The following is a 19,285-nucleotide window of genomic DNA, read 5'->3' on the forward strand; positions in this document are numbered from 1 at the left end:
CTTAAATGATGGAATCGATACCATAACAACTCTTTTTTTCAGGAAGTGACTTTATGCCTACGATTGACGAAATTGCAAAATTAAGTAATGTGTCAAAAACAACTGTTTCAAGAGTACTGAACGATCATCCCTATGTATCTGAAGAAAAAAGGAAGCGGGTTTTGGAAGTCATCGAAAAATTGGACTACATCCCGAACACGTCTGCACGAAAGCTCAGATCCAACAAAACGATGTTTCTCGCAGTGTCTGTCCCACACGCGGACCACCCCTTCTTCGCTCAGCTTATGAAGCATATGTCCGCTGAAGCGCTGAAACACCAATACAAAGTCATTGTGTTTCAGACGTTTTATCAAAAGCAGAATGAACTGAAAGTACTGGAGCTGCTCAAGAGGAAAGAAGTCGACGGCGTTATGCTATGCAGCCTTGAAAATGAATGGGAAGACATCAAAAAATACGTCAAATACGGTCCCGTGGTTATGGCAAATGAATTCCACGCCGAAGCGGACGTGCCGGTGATCTGCTATGACGAATTCGAAGCCGGATATAAAGGAACGGAGCTTTTTATTCAAAAAGGGCATCATTTAATGGCCTTTTGCTGTGACACGATACACAGCAAGGCCCAGATTATGAGAAAAGAAGGGTTTATGAAAGCATTGTCTGATGCAGGTTTGCGTTTCCAGGAGAAGTGGATGTTCAGCCACGCATTTACCATTCATGACGGCTTCCGCATTATGGACCAGATCCACAACATGTCCGAAAAGCCGACCGCCATTTTTACGGGAAACGACCAAGTGGCCGCAGGAATTATTAAAAGGGCCCGATATTATCAATATGAAGTGCCAAAGCAGCTTGCAGTGCTTGGATATGACAATCAATCGATCTGTGAGGTGACCGATCCGGAAATCACGACAATCGATATACCTGTTGAAGAGCTGGCTCAAAAAGCCGTATGTGCAATGGTAAACCTTCTGAATGGGGAAAGCGGCTTACAGAGGGATGTCGTGACACTGTCCCCTGCATTAAAAATAAGACAATCTGTTTAGTATATATATTAATCTTGAACTATTTTTTATTTTATTCAGATAAAAATTTTGTTAAAAAATGGTAAAGCACGCCGCCAGAACGGTCAAGGCTGCGGTTCCTATTTTCCACCGGGAATTTGAGCCGCCCCCCTTTTGTTCGACACACTTAACAATTGGAGGCGCAGTTTTCTAATGGCTAAATTTACAGCTGAGGAACTAAAGGGTAATTTGCGGGGAATGAAGGGCATAAACGGATCAAGATCAAATGAAAAGGCATGAGCCTGGTACAATACCGGAATCATGCCAGTTAAACTGTTTCATGACATTTTATTGTCTAACTTTTGGAGTCACTTTTAACTATGTTGTTCAATTACCGCGCAGACGATGCGGTCTTTTCCATTAAGATCTTTCTTCACCCGCACGTCAGCATCAGGAAAGAACCGGTGAAACATGTCTTTAACGGCATTCCCCTGAGTCCAGCCGATTTCAAACACCACCAGTGCCTGATCTGCGATGACAGATGGAATTTCCTTCATGAAACGCTTATAAAACTGCAATCCGTCAGCACCGTCCGTTAAAGCCCCGGCGGGTTCATGGAGACGGACGACATCTGACAGCGTCCTCATGTCTTCCTCGGATATATAAGGTGGATTCGAAACGATGACATCAGCTTTCTTCTGTCGCGCGATAAGCGGTTCAAGCAAATCACCGCAGAGGAAATCCACTTTCGCCCCAAGCCGGTCAGCGTTGTGTCTTGCGGTACTTAAAGCTTGTTCCGAAATATCCGTCGCCGTGACGGAAAAACGCGGGCTCTCAAGCGCAAGGGTCACTGCAATCGCCCCGCTTCCTGTACCGACATCGACAGCTTTAAGACGATCTGTCCCGTGAAAAACTCTTTCCGCTTCGGAAAGGACAGCTTCAACGACTTCCTCTGTTTCAGGACGCGGAATCAGAACGTGTTCATTTACCGAAAATTCCCTTCCGTAAAAGGACTCTTTTCCGGTGATATATTGAACAGGCACTCCTTGATGATGAAGCTCGACAGATTTTTTAAACCTCGCAAAATCAGACTCTGATATGACATCATGGAAGCTTGCCAACAGTTTGCTGCGGTCGATGTTCAGCTGATCTGTCAGCAAAATTTCCGCGGCATTCCGGTCTCTTCCCGCTTCCGTCAAATAAGAAGAAGCCCACCTGAGGGCTTCAAAAATTGTTTTCATGTTTAGCTCTCCGCCTGCTGAAGCTTGCTTGCCTGATCCTCTACAATCAGGGCGTCAATCACTTCATCAAGCTTGCCTTCAAGGATTTGGTCGAGCTTTTGGATCGTCAAGCCGATCCTGTGATCGGTAACGCGGTTTTGCGGAAAGTTATACGTGCGGATGCGCTCAGAGCGGTCTCCTGTTCCGACGGCGGATTTCCGGTTTTGATCATATTCAGCCTGAGCTTCCTGCTGAAATTTGTCGTAAATTCGCGCGCGCAGAACCTTCATCGCTTTTTCTTTGTTTTTGATCTGAGATTTCTCATCCTGGCAAGACACGACAACACCTGTCGGAAGGTGGGTCAGACGGACGGCTGACATCGTCGTATTGACGCTTTGCCCTCCCGGACCGCTCGATGCGAAGGTGTCGACGCGAATGTCTTTTTCATGTATATCGACTTCTACCTCTTCCGCTTCAGGCAGGCAGGCTACCGTTGCCGTGGATGTATGGATGCGCCCGCCGGATTCGGTCTCTGGAACGCGCTGTACGCGGTGTGCGCCGTTCTCATACTTCAGCCTTGAGTATGCGCCGTTCCCATTGATCATAAAAATGATCTCTTTATATCCGCCTGTACCTGTCATATTCGCTTCCATCACTTCTGTTTTCCAGCCTTGGAGCTCTGCGTAGCGGCTGTACATGCGGTAAAGGTTGCCGGCAAATAAAGCGGCCTCTTCTCCGCCCGCTGCGCCGCGGATTTCCATGATAACGTTTTTGTCATCATTCGGATCTTTAGGGATCAGCAATACCTTCAGCTGATCTGTGAGCGACTCGATTTCTTCCTGCAGTTCGGAAATCTCCTCTTTCACCATCTCGCGCATGTCGGAGTCAAGCTTTTCTTCAAGCATCGCTTTAGCATCGCTCAGCTGTTCCGACGCGCTACGATAACGTCTGTATACTTCAACTGTTTCCTGTAAATCAGATTGTTCTTTCGAATATTCTCTAAGCTTCTTCGGATCGTTGACAACCTCCGGATCGCTTAATAGTTCATTTAATTTTTCGTACCGGTCCTCTATCGATTTTAAACGGTCTAACACGCTATTCACCTCTGTTTGCTGTGCGTAACATTCTAATTATAGTATAGGGACTCTTCCCCGTCAAAACAACTTCGCCGTTATCGGCAGCAGCCGCGTCTTTTTGCTATACTTTTAAGAAAAAAGGAGCTTGACTCAATGCTGGAATCGATTCATCACATCGCCATCATATGCTCGGATTATGAAGCATCCAAAACATTCTATGCCGACAAGCTCGGACTTGAGATTCTGAGCGAAACGTACAGAAAGGATCGGGAATCATATAAACTGGACCTCTCATTAAACGGCCGCTATGTCATCGAACTGTTTTCTTTTCCGGATCCGCCCGCACGCCTTACCAGACCCGAAGCTGCCGGACTCCGCCATTTGGCTTTCACGGTGGCCGATCTTGACCAGACCGTCAAGGAGCTCAAGCAAAAAGGCATCACTGCTGAACCGATCCGCACCGATCCCGGGACGGGCAAGCGCTATACGTTCTTCTCCGACCCGGACGGCCTGCCTTTAGAGCTTTACGAAGCATAGCAACGGCTGCACCCTCTGGGGAAAAACCGCTTTCTTTGCCGAATCCCTTCTTCTTTTGTCTAACAGGAAGGAGGCCTTTTCATTCAGGTCGAATACCCTTTTTAATGAACAGTTACAGGTTAAAAGGAGGTATCTTATGAATACTGCTGATGCGGCAAATGAACTGGGGGTTTCAACCAAAACGGTGCAGCGTTGGGTCAAGCAGCTGCAACTGCCCGCTTCCCGAAATGAGCTTGGCCACTACTTTTTCACGGAAGACGATATCGCCATTTTAAAAGAAGTAAAAGAGCAGTTGAAAAACGGTACGCCTATGCAGGATGTCACGGTCAAACGCCCGAAAAAAACCTTCTTCATCAAGAAAAACGAAATGATTCAAACGAAAGAGCCTGCACTGCAATTGAATGAGCGGCTCGAAGAAAGGCTGCAGCGTTTTTTAGAGCATGAACAGCTTGAACGCGAGCTGCTCCAAAAGAAAATCGCCGAGCTGGAAAGAAAGCTGGAGCAAAAAGCGGACGATGTCGTCTCCTACCAGCTTCTGCAGCAAAGGCGCGAACTTGAAGAAGAACGGCAGCAGATCAAGCATCTCGAGCAGAAAATCAGCCAATTGGAAAGCATGAACCGCCGGGAAAAAGATACAGCCGTCAGAAGAGAAGAAAAAAAACCGAAGAGCAAATTGAAATCGATCTTCTCTTTTTAAAGCGCAAAAAAGCTTGCAAGGCCATAAACGGCTTCTTGCAAGCTTTTTTCTTACTTAAGCTGTAATTGCAATCAATATCGGCAGCGAAATAATTGACAGCACCGCACTGATCACAAACGCGGATGCCGTTTCCGCTTCCTGGCTTTCAAAGTTTGTAGCAATCATGGCCGCCACAGCAGAACCAGGGAATGCCACGAGCAGAACCGCTTTTGTCATGTCGGCAGAAGAAAGGCCGACGACCATCGCGATCACAAACATTAAAGCAGGCTGAGCAGCGACTTTTAATAAAGCGATGCTCAAGGCAGGCATACTGAATTTAATTTTGCGGATTCCGACAGTCACCCCGACTGCGAATAGGGCGATTCCTGAAGTCGTATCTCCGAGCATATCAAGCATTTTCTGCGGCAATTCAGGAATTTGCAGACCGAATAACACAAGAATGATACTTGCAAGCGGTGCAAAAGCAAGCGGTTCAGACAAACCGTGTAAAATTGATTTTCCTGTCACCTTCCAAATGCTGTCCGTCGTTTCCGTTTGTTTTTTTGAAGAACGGCCGACGGTTCCGACGATGATCGCAAGAGGATCAAGCATCGCATTTACGACAATTCCCGTAATCGCGATTGGAATCGCAACTTCCTGCATGCCGAACAGGCTGCCCAATACAGGAATACCCATAAAGGCGAATGTCGGCTGTGCTGAGTTCAATGAGAACATTGAAGCATCTGTTAAATCGTATTTAAACAAAAATCGTAAAAGAAGCAAAATAATAACGTAAAATCCAACGATACCGATTACCAATGAAATCATAAGCGGAATCTGGCTGTAAAACTTATCTTTTGGCGTTGACAAAATGCTTGATACAAAGTGGGCCGGAAGCGCGTATTTCGTTACGAGCGTACTTACCCCTTTTGCTGATTTAGCATCATAGCTTCCAAAGTGACCCGCAAACCATCCCAGCGCAATAACAAAAAATATTGGCGCAAGGAGGATTAAAATATTTAAAAAGCTCAAGGCTGTTTCCTCCTCTATGTTGTCCCTTTCAGGGACGTATTAACGGCGGCTGATAAACGCGGTCGCCCTGTTACACAGCCGCCGATCCCATTTTTTTCAAATTTGATTGGTGCAGCCCGGTGACAAAACATCCGCACCCGGGCTGCCGTTTCTTTTATCGTTTCCTCAGAACCTAATATTAGTCTTGTTTTGCAACAATTGTTTTATACTCCGGACGCCACATGGCTTCGCGGACAGCCTTTTCGACATCTTCAGGCTGAACTTGGGCCACGCCGTCTTTAATGGCAGCTTTTACAACGTCGATCGCCACTTGAACGGATACGTCTTGCAGGTCGTCGATTTTCGGCAGAAGACCTGCACCCGGCTTTTCATGATCCACCATGTTCGCGACCGCGTTGGCAGATGCAGCAAACATGCCGTTTGTGATGACTTTCGCTTTCGCAACGATTGTACCCAGGCCTAATCCAGGGAATACAAAAGCGTTATTGGATTGTCCGATTTCGTGTTTCACGCCATTGTACTCAACAGCTTCAAACGGGCTTCCCGTCGCCACAAGCGCTTTTCCGTCCGTCCATTTGAACAAGTCTTCAGGAACAGCTTCGGCCAGATGTGTCGGATTTGACATCGGCAGAATCACAGGACGCTCAGTATGAGCCGCCATCTCTTTGATGATTTCTTCACTAAAGGCGCCGGCAACACCTGATGTACCAATCAGGATCGTAGGCTTCACTTGACGGATGACTTCCTCAAAGGAAATCTCTCCCTTTTCATTGCGTTTCCAATCTTTCACTTCTTCCGTATCGCGCAAATACGGTTCTTGGAAATCCATGATTTGATCCATGCCTGTCGTTAATAATCCTCTGTAATCGACTGTCCAGAATGCACGGTTGGCTTCTTCTTCTGAAAGCCCTTCAAGCACCATGGTGTCGCGGATTTGGTCAGCGATTCCTATACCAGCAGAACCAGGTCCGAAGATGACGACCCGGTGGTCTTTCAAAGACGTGCCGGTCTTTTTGACAGCTGCTAAAATCGCAGCCAGCGTGATAGCCCCTGTTCCTTGAATATCATCATTAAATGTTGCAATTTTATGGTTATATTTACTCATGATATTGCGGGCATTTTTATTTCCGAAATCTTCCCAGTGTAGAAGCGCGTTAGGGAAAAGCTTCAATGCTGTTTCGACATAAGCGTCGATAAATTGTTCATAGCGCTCGCCTTCTACACGCGGATGACGGTTTCCGATATAGAGCGGATCGTTTAGCAGTTTTTCATTATTCGTTCCGACATCCAGTACGACCGGGATAACGCGGCTCGGATCGATTCCCGCTGCCGCCGTATATACTGCAAGCTTACCAATCGCAATATTGATGCCTCCGACGCCCCAGTCGCCGATCCCCAAAATGCTTTCGGAATCTGTAGCGACGATCAAATCGATGTCATCAGCAGACGCCTGCAGGTTTTTAAAAGCCGTTTCGATTCCGTCCATATCATCGATTGACAAGTAAACGCCGTGCGGTCTGCGGTATTCGTGGCTGTATTCCTGAATCGCTTCGCCGACAGTAGGCGTATAGACAACCGGAAGCATTTCACGCAGGTGGTTTTGCAATAATTTATAGAAAAGCACTTCGTTTCTGTTTTGCAGATCGTTCAAATATACGTTTTGGCGAAGTCTGTCAGGTTGACGGGAAAATTGTTCGTAAGCCCGTTCTGCCTGCTGATCAAGGCTGAGAACAGTCGGCGGCAGAAGCCCTTCTAGACCGAGGTTCTTTCTTTCTTCAAGAGAAAATGCAACACCTTTATTTAGCGTTGGAATGGAAAGAACGTCTTTACCCCGCAAAGAAGTCTCCAAATGTCCTTCCTTCGTTCTTCTCATGTTGTTCACACTAATTACCTTCTTTCTTAAAATGTTAATGAAGTGAAATAAATACGGTAAACAATATAGAATATTTGCCTTTTTACACATGTAGATTTGTCAAATATGTAACGCGCGTTTTTTGACAAAAAACTGAACATTTCCTAAAACCTATTTACTTTTTACTGACTACAGTAAGTCATTTTATGCCTGCTTTTGTCAAAATTCAAGCGATGAAAATTAGTTAATTTTTTCGTATTCTTAATTAAGTTTTTTAATTACATTAATTCCCGCAAAAAGGATTCAATAAAAAAAACACTTGTTTTTACCAAGTGTTTTCGAGTGAAAATCTATATGTTTTTCCGATTTCATTTCGGGTTTCCAGGCACTTCATGATGGTGGCGGCAGCGCGCTTCATATGCTTCGGAGGCCCCAACCAAAATGACCGGATCGTCATAAGAAGCAGGTTTTCCATTGATCAGCCTCTGCGTGCGGCTGGCTGGAGATCCGCAGACAGAGCACACGGCTTGCAGCTTGGTCACCGTTTCCGCTAAAGCCATCAGATCGGGCACGACGCCGAAAGGCTCGCCCCGGAAATCCAAATCAAGGCCTGCTGCAATCACACGGTAGCCCTGATCAGCCAGAGAAGTTAACGTGCCGACAATCGTTTCGTCAAAAAACTGCACTTCATCGACGCCGATGACATCCGTTTCTTTGCTTATGTATTGAAAAATTTCTTCCGGAGATGCGATGGCATGGCACACAATGGATGTCCCATTATGCGATACAACCGATTCGCTGCTGTAGCGATTATCAATGGCTGGTTTAAACACTTTGACTTCCTGCTTCGCAAACGTCGCCCTTTTGATCCGGCGGATGAGCTCCTCTGATTTGCCCGAAAACATGCTTCCGCATATGAGTTCAAGCCAGCCGCTTTGCTTCATGATGTACATCCAACTAACTCCTCTCCAGCAATTATTGCAAGTAAAAAACAGGCAAGAAGAATCCCTGCCTGTTTATCATATCTATTATTACTTAAGACCGTATTTTTTGTTAAAGCGATCAACACGACCATCAGCAGAAGCGAATTTTTGGCGGCCAGTGTAGAACGGATGGCATTCAGAACAAATCTCAACGCGTACCTCTTCTTTTACTGAACCTGTTTCAAATTCGTTTCCACAAGCGCATTTGACTGTTGCTTTTTTGAACTCAGGATGAATTCCTGCTTTCATGTCTGTCATCTCCTTCCGCCCTGAATCCAATTCGGAAACAGAGTTATTATTCCGGGGCAAAACCTCCGGAACGCACATGATAGAATTATAACAGCGATTCGGACGTTTTGCAAACTAAAGTTTTAAATCAGCGCCTTGCAGCAGACATATTGGCTTGTTTCCATTCCTGGATCAGAATATCGAAAAACTCCTGATTCGTTTTCGTCTTTTTCATTTTTCTCATGAATTTCTCGACGAAGTCAGGCGTGTCAGACATCGTTTTCCGGATTGACCACAGACGATCAAGGTGCTCTTTCGGAACGAGAAGCTCTTCTTTACGCGTACCCGAACGGCGAATATCAATGGCAGGAAAGATTCTTCTTTCCGCAAGAGAACGGTCAAGATGAAGCTCCATGTTCCCTGTTCCTTTAAATTCCTCATAGATGACGTCATCCATCCGCGAGCCCGTGTCGACGAGAGCGGTCGCCAGGATCGTTAAGCTGCCGCCCTCTTCAATGTTGCGGGCTGCTCCAAAGAAACGCTTTGGACGGTGGAAAGCGCCGGGATCGATTCCCCCGGACAATGTTCTGCCGCTCGGCGGAATGACAAGGTTATAGGCGCGGGCAAGCCTTGTAATGCTGTCCATTAAAATGATAACGTCCTTTTTATGCTCAACAAGCCTCATTGCACGTTCCAATACAAGCTCGGCCACCTTGATATGGTTTTCAGGAACTTCGTCAAACGTTGAGCTGACAACGTCTCCTGCAACCGAACGTTCGATGTCGGTCACTTCCTCAGGTCTTTCATCGATAAGAAGCACGATCAGCTCCGCTTCCGGATGATTGGTTGTGATGCTGTTCGCGATCTCTTTCAAGAGCATGGTTTTACCCGCTTTAGGCGGAGCGACGATCAGACCGCGCTGTCCAAAGCCGACCGGCGCCATCATGTCCATGATCCGTGTTGACAGGTGATTCGGCTTCGTTTCAAGCACCATCTGGCGATCTGGATAAAGAGGCGTTAATGCCGGAAAGTGCACGCGTTCTTTTGCTGATTCAGGATCGTCGCCGTTAACCGCTTCAACGTGCAGCAGGCCGTAATACCGTTCGTTTTCTTTTGGAGGGCGGACCTTTCCGGACACTTTATCACCGTTTCTCAAATCAAAACGGCGGATTTGTGAGGCGGAAATATAGATATCCTCTGAACTAGGCGAGTAGTTGATCGGTCTGAGAAAGCCGAACCCTTCGGACTGGATGATTTCCAATACGCCTTCCATGAACAGCAGATCTTCCTGTTCGGCGTTTGCTTTCAGAATGGCAAAAATCAGTTCCTTTTTTGTCAGTTTGCTGTAATAAGAGACTTTATAATGCCTTGCAAGCTCATACAGCTCTTTTAATTTCATATTTTCCAAAGATGAAATGGATACATCTTTCACTAAGAACACCACTCTTTTCTAATCGAATAATTTACTTTGTCTCATCAATTTCACGAAAGACGATTAATGTATACTGCCGATTCGTTTTACCGGCAACGCTTCTACCCATATATATCGACGTATTGAAAAGGATTATAAGTATGAGTCGAGAAAGAAGCGAGGACTTAACAAGAGAAGATAATCGCATATCTGATAGATGCGGCAGGATTTTGGTTTTCTCTAGGAACCAGCATGTGCAGAAAATTTCGCAGCACTCTTTAGTTTTACCTCATTTGTCGTACATATTCAACTTCATTTATGATTTGACATGAAATTGATAGAGATGACCCTGTTTTGAAAAATGCCTTGACATGAAGAAGAAAAGCCGTTAGCTATTGTATCAGAGTATGAACCTTGATTCAATTCGTGAAGTGAAATACAAGGGAAAAGCGGGTCGTTTATATCCCCGCTTTTCCTTTTCCTTATGGCCGGATGACTAGGTTAGGTTTTTTCTTGAGACTGTGTCTTCCGTCCACAAACCGTACCGTACCGGATTTTGCCCTCATGACTACGCTGTGGGTCGTTCCAACAGATCCTTTGAATTGCACGCCTTTCAGGAGCTCTCCGTCTGTGACGCCAGTTGCGGCGAAAATCGCATCGTCTCCTTTGACGAGGTCTTCCATGCGGAGCACTTTGCCCGTATCAAGCCCCATCTTTTCACAGCGTCTCAGTTCTTCCTCACTTTGAGGAAGAAGCTTTCCGTGAATTTCCCCTCCGAGAGCTTTGAGTGCAACAGCCGAGAGTACGCCTTCCGGAGCGCCTCCTGAGCCGAATAAAATATCGACGCCTGTATGATCAAAAGCGGTGTTAATCGCACCGGCCACGTCCCCGTCATTGATCAGCTTGATTCTGGCGCCTGCTTCGCGAAGCTCATGGATGATTTTCTCATGCCGCGGACGGTTCAAAATCGTGGCTACAACATCTTCCACATCTTTATTCTTTGCTTTTGCCACAGCTTTCAAGTTATCAATCACAGGCGCTTCAATATCGATGCAGCCTACAGCTTCAGGACCTACAGCGATTTTATCCATATACATGTCAGGCGCATTCAGCAGGTTTCCGTGATCAGCCACCGCAATGACTGCGAGAGCGTTCCATCCGCCGCTAGCGACGATGTTCGTCCCTTCGAGAGGGTCTACTGCTACGTCTACTCGAGGGCCGTAGCCGTTGCCGAGCTTTTCTCCAATATAAAGCATCGGCGCTTCGTCCATTTCCCCTTCTCCGATTACCACCGTTCCCTTCATAGGAATGGTGTCAAACACATCCCTCATGGCGCTTGTCGCAGCGTCGTCGGCTTCGTCTTTTTTACCTCTTCCCATCCAGCGCGCTGACTTTAGCGCAGCCGCTTCTGTCACACGAACAAGTTCCATCGATAAGCTTCTTTCCATTCCTATCTAATCTCCTCTCACCCATATGAAATCGTTTTATGTTTTATCTATAACAGCATTTGTCGATCACGAGTTTTGCAGCTGTTCAATTTCCTGGTCTGTCAATTTTTCGCGCCAGACAGTGGCCCCGAGCTTTGTCAGCTTTTCTTCAAGCTGACTGTAGCCTCTGTCAAGGTGCTCCAAACCGGTGATTTCCGTGACACCTTCCGCCATTAGACCGGCAACAACGAGACATGCTCCCGCCCGAAGATCACTCGCTTTCACCTTGGCGCCCTGCAAAGGAGCTGGCCCGGTAATGATCGCCGATCTTCCTTCAACCTTCATCGACGCACCCATGCGTCTCAGCTCGTCAATATGTTTGAAGCGAGCGGAGTAAATGGTGTCAGTGACAACGCTCGTCCCGTTTGCCTTCGTTAAAAGCGATGTCATCGGCTGCTGCAGATCGGTCGGAAAGCCGGGGTATACGAGCGTTTTCAAATCGACCGGTTTCAGCTCTTTCTGTCCGCCGACCATTAAAATCTGCTCGCTGCTTTCTTCGATTCGAACCCCCATTTCGCGGAGCTTGGCGATTAACGATTCCAAATGCGTCGGAATTACATTATCAATCAGCACTTCTTGTCCCATGGAAGCAGCTGCAATCATGAAAGTGCCGGCTTCGATCCGGTCCGGAATAATCGAGTGTCTGCACCCGTGAAGCGATTCAACGCCTTCGATGCGGATGACGTCCGTACCGGCGCCTTTTATTTTTGCTCCCATGCTTGTTAAAAGAGTGGCAACATCGATAATCTCAGGTTCTTTCGCAGCGTTTTCAATTACGGTTCTGCCTTTGGCAAGCACGGCGGCAAGCATGATGTTGATCGTTGCTCCAACACTGACGACATCAAGATAAATGCGCGCGCCTTTTAATTCCTCCGCACGCAGATAGATCGCACCCTGTTCGTTTGTCACTTCGGCTCCGAGCGCCTCAAAACCTTTGATATGCTGATCAATCGGTCTCGGACCAAGGTGGCAGCCGCCTGGAAGGCCGATGACCGCTTTCTTAAAGCGTCCTAGCATCGCGCCCATTAAGTAATAAGAAGCCCGAAGCTGTTTCACTTTTCCATTCGGCAAAGGCATGCTGATCATCGGCGCAGGATCAACGACCATTTCTCCCTTTTCAAAGTGAACGTTTCCGCCGATCTCTCTCAGCAGATCGCGAAGCGTCAAAATGTCTGAAATATGGGGAAGGCCTTCAAGCGTAACCGTCGAATCAGCCAAAATCGTCGCAGGTATGAGAGCGACAGCGCTGTTTTTCGCTCCGCTTATATGTACTGTGCCATTGAGAGGATCGCCGCCAGCTATATTTAACTTTTCCATGATCGTCTCCTTCCTTAAAGAAGATAGCTAATGGAGCGCTTCATAATGAGATTTCCTTCAAACTCAAAATAAATGGTTCATTTCAAAATCTATCCAATTAAAAGAGAAAGAATACAACACATTTCAAATTTATCGGGAAGAAAAGTAGCGAAGCAGACTGCGGCAAGGTTCTCTTCTGCAAAACATTCATTTCTCTTTGTAAGACAAAATGGTGACAAACGGAGGGAGTCCCTCCACTTGCCACCCACATGAAGCAATTATTTATTCCAGTCAGCCAAAAACTGTTCGATCCCTTTATCAGTAAGCGGGTGCTTTGTAAGCTGGTGAATGACTTTGAGAGGCATCGTGCCGATATGAGCTCCCCTGAGCGCGGCCTCAGTCACATGCTGCGCATGGCGGATGGACGCGGCGATGATTTGCGTGTCCAAACCGTGCACATCGAAAATTTGTTTAATTTCACTGATCAAGTCGAGGCCGTTGTGGCCGATATCGTCAAGGCGTCCCAGGAACGGGGAAACATACGTAGCTCCTGCTCTTGCGGCAAGAAGCGCCTGATTTGCGCTGAAGATCAGTGTGACGTTCGTTTTAATTCCGAGATCGGTTAATGCTTTAACAGCTTTCAGGCCGTCAGGCGTCATCGGAATTTTCACCGTAATATTCGGCGCGATTTTCGCAAGCTCTTTTCCTTCTTCAATCATCTCTTCAGCCTTCAGAGAAATAACCTCGGCGCTGACTGACCCAGAAACCACTTCGGTAATTTCACGCAGACGGTCATGAAACGAAATGTTTTCTTTTGCTACTAAACTAGGATTTGTCGTAACTCCCGCAAGCACGCCGAGAGCGTGCGCCTCTTTAATTTCGTCTAAATTTGCAGTATCAATAAAAAACAGCATATTGATAAAACCTCCTGTCATGAAAATGTCTGAACTGTGGAACTTGTTTGCGCTTTCCGGATGATATGGATAAAACCGCCTGTCGCTATCAGGCGGCTTTTTTGACTGAACGGGAAGCAAAAGAGCCTCATGCCGTCACATGGCATGTGTTAACAGCACTTCCCTCTAAAACACCAGAAAAACATCCTGTTTCCCCGGCTTTGCGGGAAAACAGATGCTTTTCCAATCGTCATTATGCTTTGTTTGAAGAACCAAATTCGCGCATTTTGCCGATAACTGTTTCTTTGATAGCTTCGCGTGCAGGTCCGAGGTATTTGCGCGGATCATACTCTTCAGGCTTCGCAGCCAGCGTTTCGCGAACAGCTTTCGCGGAAGCGATTTGGTTTTCAGTGTTGACGTTGATTTTTGCCGTACCTAAAGAAATAGCTTTCTTAATGTCGGCAGTCGGAATGCCTGTACCGCCGTGAAGTACGAGCGGAAGACCAGTTGTATTTCCGATTTCTTCCATTTCTTTAAATCCAAGGTTTGGTTCGCCTTTGTAAGGACCGTGAACAGAACCTAATGCAGGAGCAAGGCAGTCGATTCCTGTGCGCTCAACAAGCTCTTGGCACTCTTTAGGATCCGCGTAGATGACGCCATCTGCAATTACGTCGTCTTCCTGTCCGCCTACAGTTCCAAGCTCAGCTTCAACTGATACGCCGTGGAAATGAGCGAGCTCAACAACTTTTGAAGTCGTCGCAACGTTTTCCTCGAAAGGATGGTGAGAAGCGTCGATCATAACGGAAGTGAATCCCGCATGAATCGCTTTTGCACAGGATTCAAAGCTTGAACCGTGGTCTAAGTGAATCGCAACAGGCACTGTTACGTTGTATTCTTCCATCAGCGCTTTAACCATTGCAACAACGGTTTTAAAACCGCCCATATAGCGTCCCGCACCTTCTGATACACCGAGGATAACAGGAGATTTCTCTTCTTCAGCGGCTTGTAAAATCGCTTGAGTGAACTCAAGGTTATTTAAGTTAAATTGTCCGACAGCATATCCGTTTTCTTTTGCTTTATTCAACATTTCCGTCATTGATACTAAAGGCATGTCGAAAGTCCTCCTTATGTAGCCTGATTTGCTTTTGCGAAAAAAGCCTCCACACCTACCTAGCATGACCAGAAAAATCCGCCATATGTAAAATGTTTTGTTTTTTAAAAAACGTTAGACAGCTTTTCTCTACTTATATAGAATAACAATTAATCAACAAATCGGCAACATTGTGACTGTGACAACATCAAAAACTTTTCCGCTATCCGTTGGACTTTATGGGCAGATACGTTTTGACGGCATCGCGGATTTCGTCGATGTCAAAAGGCTTAGCAAAGTGTGTCAGGGCTCCGAGCTCCTTCGATTCCTGGATCATGTCGAGCTCTCCGTAGGCCGTCATGATGATGACGCGGATCCCCTCGTCTATGATCTTCATTCTTTTTAAAATTTCAATTCCGTCCATTCCGGGGATTTTCATATCGAGCAGAACGAGGTCGGGGCGCTGGTTTTTCACAATGTCAAGCGCTTGAATCCCGTTTGCGGCCTGGAAGGTTTTGTACCCTTCTTTATTGAAAACTTCATTCAGCAGAACCCGAATCCCGTACTGGTCGTCTACGATTAAAATCTTCTCATTCATGATTTACACCTCTATATTTATAATTTTCGCCAAAATTAAGCAGTAGTTTATCTATTCTGTTTTGTTTTTCTCTTTTCCTTTAATTAAAATATTTAAGTTTGCGACATATTTAGAGGATTTTTCCCATTATTCTCTTTTGTTATATAATGATAGTCAGTAAAAAAGGAGGAGTCACCTTGCTTAAAATTTTCACCACTCAATTGACGGGAATCTTCAACCGGATTCAAGAGGGCGAGGCCCAATCGATAGAGGACGGCGCCCGCTTGTTGGCTCAGGCGGTCATCAGTGATCATTCGGTTTATGTATACGGAAAAAATGAATTGGAAGGCATTTTGAAAGAAGCGATGTACAGTTCTGAACCGTTCCCCTCAGTCAAACCGCTGCAGAAGGACGAAGAAAACTGGCCCGATTTTGAAATGACGGACAAAGTGCTGATGTTCTGCGCCGGTTCAGCGGATGACGAAGAACTGAAAATGGCGGAAAAACTGTATGAAAAAGGAATCGGACTTGTTGTCGTCTCCCCTTCGGGAAAAGACGGCGTCCCGATCGCATCCTTCGCCGATGTCCATATCGATTCAAAGCTGAGAATGCCGCTTCTTCCCGATGAAGACGGAACAAGGTACGGATTTCCGTCCCTGATGGTCAGCCTCTATATTTATCATGCCCTATCCTTTACATTAAAGGAAATCCTCCAGGAATACCAATAAAACAGGGTTGCCTAAAGGAAATTAGTGACGTGAGGCCGGCCTAATGAATATAGTACCAGTTCGGGCCGCCATTATCATCAGAAAGAGCCCAAAAAAGCCCGCCGGCGTGATTTTGAACTGACCCGTTAAAATGAGACTTAGAAAAAACACCTATGCTGCCTGTCCCCTGTATTCCAGTGGGGACAGGTAGTTTAATTTTGCCTGAATTCGTACATGATTATATCGATACATGTATTGATTTACAATTTGTACTACTTTAGAATTGGATATAGATGCTCTACTTTGAGCGTTAAATCCTTCCGACTTTAGCGAGGAGTGAAAGGATTCAATGACGGCATTATCATGGCAGTTTCCTTTTCGAGACATGCTTGTGGTAATGCCTTTTTCTTTGGCCAAATTCTGATATGCATGTGAAGTATAGACAGATCCCTGGTCGCTATGAAGAAGTAACCCTACTGGTTTACGTAATTCTACAGCTTCCCTCAATATGTCTAATACTAGGTTAATATCTTGGCTCGTACCTATTTTGTAAGCCACTATTTCGTTGTTATATAAGTCCATAATCGTTGATAAATATAACATAGTCGAGCCATAAGGTAAGTAGGTAATGTCGGTTACCCATTTTTCATTTAATCGGCTTGCTTTAAAATTACGATTGAGAGTGTTCGGCACAATAATATTACTCTCACCACAAATGTACTTTTGTCGCTTCTTCTTAACTTGACACTGAATCTCAAACTTTTGCATAATTTTTTGTACAGTTTTGCGGTTTACATTTATCCCATACTTTCTGTTTAAGATGGATTTAATTTTACGATGACCATAGTGATAGAAGTTTTTCTTACACAGCTTGATTACTAGCTCTTCTAATGAAGTTAGCTCAACTTTTTTATACTTCTTTTTCCAACGGTAATATGTTGACTTAGGTATGCCTAATACTCCAAGAATATCAATTATTTTAAAAGTGGCTGAGAGTTCTTCTACAACTTGGACAATGACTCGTGGCTCCAACTCCTTTCGATCTCCTGGTACTTTTTTATAATTGCCAATTGAGCCTCTAGCTGTTTATTCTTTAGTTTTAATTCTTCTAGCTCACTCATTTCCTCCGATTCTTTACCGTAGGAATATTGTTTTCCAACTTGTTGCGAAAATCGATAGGTTTGGCCTGTTTTGTACCATCGCATCCATGTTTTAATTTGAGTCTTATTTTTTATCCCCAGTTGTTCCATTATTTCTTTGTTTGTCATTCCAGCTTGTTTCATTTTAATTACTTCCCATTTTACTTCTTCTGCGTAATGTACTCTTGTGCCCATAGAAAAACACCCTCCTAAGAATCATATTGTATTAATACGATTCAGGGGGTGTTTTTTCCTTGTCTCATTTATTTGGGTCTCTCCAATTTGCCGGCAGGCTTTTTCTTTTTTACAGCTTTTCCGAAGTCTTTAGCGAAGCATGTACGAAGTCTCTGAACAGAGCCTGAGGTCTTGTCGGTCTTGACGTAAATTCAGGATGGAACTGAGACGCGACAAACCATGGATGGTCTTTAAGCTCGATAATTTCTACGAGACGGCCGTCAGGGCTTGTCCCGGAAAATACAAAACCGGCTTCTTCCATCTGCTGTCTGAACTCATTGTTGAATTCGTAGCGGTGGCGGTGGCGTTCATACACCACTTCATTTTCATATGCCTGATATGCTTTCGATCCTTCTTGAAGCTTGCACGGATAAAGTCCGAGGCGCAGTGTTCCGCCGAGGTCTTCAATGTCCTTTTGTTCAGGGAGAAGGTCGATAATCGGATACGGTGTAGACGGATCGATTTCGGCTGAGTGCGCTCCTTCAAGGCCGAGCACGTTTCTCGCGTATTCAATCGATGCCACCTGCATTCCGAGGCAAATGCCGAAGAACGGAATCTTTTGTTCGCGGGCATATTTGACTGTCGTGATTTTCCCTTCAACACCGCGGTCTCCGAATCCGCCCGGAACAAGAATACCGTCCGCATTTTGAACAAGATCGGCAACGTTGTCTTCCGTCACTTCTTCCGCATTGATCCATTTAACTTGAATGTCTGCATCAAACGCATAACCCGCATGGCGAAGCGATTCTACAACTGAAATGTAAGCATCCGGGAGCTCAACGTATTTACCGACCAAAGCGATTGTTACCGTTTTGGACAGATTTTTCACCTTTTTGACGAGTTCTTTCCACTCTTCCATATCGGCTTCTCTGCAATCCAGCTTCAAGTGGCTGCAAACCAGGCTGTCCAGGCCTTGTTTTTGAAGGTCGAGAGGAATGGAGTAGAGCGTATCCGCATCTCCAGCCTCGATGACGGCTTTAGGATCAATGTCGCAGAAGAGCGCGATTTTATCTTTCATGTCCTGAGAAATCGGCATTTCTGTTCTCACGACGATGACATTTGGCTGAATGCCGAGGCTGCGCAGTTCTTTTACGCTGTGCTGAGTCGGCTTTGTTTTCATTTCTCCCGCCGCTTTAAGATATGGAACAAGCGTACAATGGATGTACATCACATTGTCGCGGCCGACATCGCTCTTGATCTGGCGGATCGCTTCAAGAAACGGCAGCGATTCGATGTCACCGACGGTTCCGCCGATTTCAGTGATTACGACATCAGCGTGCGTTTCTTTTCCGGCGCGGAATACACGGTCTTTAATTTCATTTGTGATATGAGGTATTACCTGTACGGTTCCGCCTAAATAATCGCCTCTGCGCTCTTTTTTCAGCACCGTGGAATAGATTTTTCCTGTTGTCACGTTGCTGTATTTATTTAAATTGATGTCGATAAAGCGCTCATAATGGCCGAGGTCAAGATCCGTTTCCGCACCGTCGTCGGTTACAAACACTTCACCGTGCTGATACGGGCTCATCGTACCCGGGTCTACGTTGATATACGGGTCAAATTTTTGAATGGTGACATTCAAACCTCTGTTCTTCAGCAGGCGGCCGAGCGAAGACGCCGTAATTCCTTTTCCAAGCGAGGATACAACTCCTCCGGTTACAAAGATATATTTTGTCATTTCTGTACCCCTCTCTTCGATTAACGCTTATTTCTTAAAATGCTCTTTTTATGAAAAATCATTTAGATCTTTTCTAAATGATTTAAATGATTAGGAGGCGGAAAAACAAGAAAGCTCCCTTTCAATTTCTTGAAAGGGAGCTGATAGTCCGTATCACTCGAATCTCTT

18 protein-coding genes are annotated in these 19,285 nt (G+C 45.7%); 4 read left to right on the top strand and 14 right to left on the bottom strand.

The window, feature by feature from the left end; genetic code table 11:
- Positions 1-53: 53 nt before the first annotated feature.
- Complete coding sequence (locus MKY62_RS19605) at positions 54-1,043, top strand: LacI family DNA-binding transcriptional regulator (protein WP_003186038.1); 990 nt, start codon at positions 54-56, stop codon at positions 1,041-1,043.
- Between the two features lie 332 nt (positions 1,044-1,375).
- Here MKY62_RS19605 and prmC read toward each other — a convergent pair whose 3' ends face one another.
- Together prmC and prfA are read right to left on the bottom strand one after the other, a co-directional pair.
- A complete protein-coding gene (gene prmC, locus MKY62_RS19610) occupies positions 1,376-2,242 on the bottom strand; it encodes a peptide chain release factor N(5)-glutamine methyltransferase (protein WP_003186041.1) in 867 nt (288 codons plus the stop codon).
- Positions 2,243-2,244: 2 nt separating this feature from the next.
- Positions 2,245-3,315: a peptide chain release factor 1 gene (prfA, locus tag MKY62_RS19615; protein ID WP_003186043.1), complete on the bottom strand. Its 1,071-nt coding sequence runs from the start codon at positions 3,313-3,315 to the stop codon at positions 2,245-2,247.
- Positions 3,316-3,450: 135 nt separating this feature from the next.
- Here prfA and MKY62_RS19620 point away from each other — a divergent pair, with 135 nt between their 5' ends.
- Positions 3,451-3,834, top strand: coding sequence for a VOC family protein (locus MKY62_RS19620; RefSeq protein WP_003186045.1), 384 nt, complete (start codon positions 3,451-3,453; stop codon positions 3,832-3,834).
- 136 nt (positions 3,835-3,970) lie between these two features.
- A complete protein-coding gene (gene racA, locus MKY62_RS19625) occupies positions 3,971-4,531 on the top strand; it encodes a chromosome-anchoring protein RacA (protein ID WP_003186047.1) in 561 nt (186 codons plus the stop codon).
- Positions 4,532-4,585: 54 nt separating this feature from the next.
- On the opposite strand, the gene MKY62_RS19630 is transcribed toward racA, so the two are convergent.
- The 10 genes from MKY62_RS19630 to MKY62_RS19675 all read right to left on the bottom strand — a co-directional run bounded on the left by MKY62_RS19630 (position 4,586) and on the right by MKY62_RS19675 (position 15,383).
- Positions 4,586-5,542: an AEC family transporter gene (locus tag MKY62_RS19630; RefSeq protein ID WP_003186048.1), complete on the bottom strand. Its 957-nt coding sequence runs from the start codon at positions 5,540-5,542 to the stop codon at positions 4,586-4,588.
- Positions 5,543-5,720: 178 nt separating this feature from the next.
- Entirely contained in the window at positions 5,721-7,424 is a 1,704-nt protein-coding gene (malS, locus tag MKY62_RS19635; protein WP_003186049.1) for an oxaloacetate-decarboxylating malate dehydrogenase, read from the bottom strand.
- A gap of 338 nt (positions 7,425-7,762) precedes the next feature.
- On the bottom strand, positions 7,763-8,347 hold the full coding sequence (locus MKY62_RS19640) for a thymidine kinase (protein ID WP_003186050.1): 585 nt from the start codon (positions 8,345-8,347) through the stop codon (positions 7,763-7,765).
- 78 nt (positions 8,348-8,425) lie between these two features.
- The gene (rpmE, locus tag MKY62_RS19645) at positions 8,426-8,626 is read right to left on the bottom strand and encodes a 50S ribosomal protein L31 (protein WP_003186051.1); all 201 of its coding nucleotides are present in this window, start codon (positions 8,624-8,626) and stop codon (positions 8,426-8,428) included.
- Between the two features lie 127 nt (positions 8,627-8,753).
- The gene (gene rho, locus MKY62_RS19650; protein ID WP_003186053.1) at positions 8,754-10,037 is read right to left on the bottom strand and encodes a transcription termination factor Rho; all 1,284 of its coding nucleotides are present in this window, start codon (positions 10,035-10,037) and stop codon (positions 8,754-8,756) included.
- Positions 10,038-10,498: 461 nt separating this feature from the next.
- A complete protein-coding gene (gene glpX, locus MKY62_RS19655) occupies positions 10,499-11,464 on the bottom strand; it encodes a class II fructose-bisphosphatase (protein WP_003186056.1) in 966 nt (321 codons plus the stop codon).
- 66 nt (positions 11,465-11,530) lie between these two features.
- Complete coding sequence (locus MKY62_RS19660; protein ID WP_003186058.1) at positions 11,531-12,820, bottom strand: UDP-N-acetylglucosamine 1-carboxyvinyltransferase; 1,290 nt, start codon at positions 12,818-12,820, stop codon at positions 11,531-11,533.
- Positions 12,821-13,077: 257 nt separating this feature from the next.
- Positions 13,078-13,713, bottom strand: a complete 636-nt coding sequence (gene fsa / locus MKY62_RS19665) for a fructose-6-phosphate aldolase (protein ID WP_003186060.1) — start codon at positions 13,711-13,713, stop codon at positions 13,078-13,080.
- 232 nt (positions 13,714-13,945) lie between these two features.
- Positions 13,946-14,803 (bottom strand): class II fructose-bisphosphate aldolase, encoded by an 858-nt coding sequence (locus tag MKY62_RS19670; protein ID WP_003186061.1) that lies wholly within the window; start codon positions 14,801-14,803, stop codon positions 13,946-13,948.
- Between the two features lie 202 nt (positions 14,804-15,005).
- A complete protein-coding gene (locus MKY62_RS19675; protein WP_085959535.1) occupies positions 15,006-15,383 on the bottom strand; it encodes a response regulator in 378 nt (125 codons plus the stop codon).
- Positions 15,384-15,556: 173 nt separating this feature from the next.
- On the opposite strand from MKY62_RS19675, the gene MKY62_RS19680 reads away from it, so the two are divergent.
- Entirely contained in the window at positions 15,557-16,087 is a 531-nt protein-coding gene (locus MKY62_RS19680; RefSeq protein WP_009329789.1) for a DUF2529 domain-containing protein, read from the top strand.
- A 150-nt stretch (positions 16,088-16,237) separates the two neighbouring features.
- Here MKY62_RS19680 and MKY62_RS19685 read toward each other — a convergent pair.
- A protein-coding gene (locus MKY62_RS19685) for an IS3 family transposase (RefSeq protein WP_144620601.1) occupies positions 16,238-17,400 on the bottom strand; the annotation gives its coding sequence in 2 pieces (ribosomal slippage) (positions 16,238-17,124 and positions 17,124-17,400; 1,164 coding nt in all).
- A gap of 109 nt (positions 17,401-17,509) precedes the next feature.
- The gene (locus MKY62_RS19690) at positions 17,510-19,117 is read right to left on the bottom strand and encodes a CTP synthase (RefSeq protein ID WP_003186064.1); all 1,608 of its coding nucleotides are present in this window, start codon (positions 19,115-19,117) and stop codon (positions 17,510-17,512) included.
- Positions 19,118-19,285 lie beyond the last annotated feature (168 nt).

This window comes from Bacillus sp. FSL R7-0646 (genome assembly GCF_037969865.1).
GTDB classification, from domain to species: Bacteria; Bacillota; Bacilli; order Bacillales; family Bacillaceae; genus Bacillus; species Bacillus licheniformis.

Bases quoted from the DNA above. Each gene is read 5' to 3' on its own strand.
- MKY62_RS19605 (WP_003186038.1), top strand. From the start codon at position 54: ATGCCTACGATTGACGAAATTGCAAAATTAAGTAATGTGTCAAAAACA.
- prmC (WP_003186041.1), bottom strand. From the start codon at position 2,242: ATGAAAACAATTTTTGAAGCCCTCAGGTGGGCTTCTTCTTATTTGACG.
- MKY62_RS19620 (WP_003186045.1), top strand. From the start codon at position 3,451: ATGCTGGAATCGATTCATCACATCGCCATCATATGCTCGGATTATGAA.
- racA (WP_003186047.1), top strand. From the start codon at position 3,971: ATGAATACTGCTGATGCGGCAAATGAACTGGGGGTTTCAACCAAAACG.
- MKY62_RS19640 (WP_003186050.1), bottom strand. From the start codon at position 8,347: ATGTACATCATGAAGCAAAGCGGCTGGCTTGAACTCATATGCGGAAGC.
- rpmE (WP_003186051.1), bottom strand. From the start codon at position 8,626: ATGAAAGCAGGAATTCATCCTGAGTTCAAAAAAGCAACAGTCAAATGC.
- glpX (WP_003186056.1), bottom strand. From the start codon at position 11,464: ATGGAAAGAAGCTTATCGATGGAACTTGTTCGTGTGACAGAAGCGGCT.
- MKY62_RS19660 (WP_003186058.1), bottom strand. From the start codon at position 12,820: ATGGAAAAGTTAAATATAGCTGGCGGCGATCCTCTCAATGGCACAGTA.
- fsa (WP_003186060.1), bottom strand. From the start codon at position 13,713: ATGCTGTTTTTTATTGATACTGCAAATTTAGACGAAATTAAAGAGGCG.
- MKY62_RS19670 (WP_003186061.1), bottom strand. From the start codon at position 14,803: ATGCCTTTAGTATCAATGACGGAAATGTTGAATAAAGCAAAAGAAAAC.
- MKY62_RS19690 (WP_003186064.1), bottom strand. From the start codon at position 19,117: ATGACAAAATATATCTTTGTAACCGGAGGAGTTGTATCCTCGCTTGGA.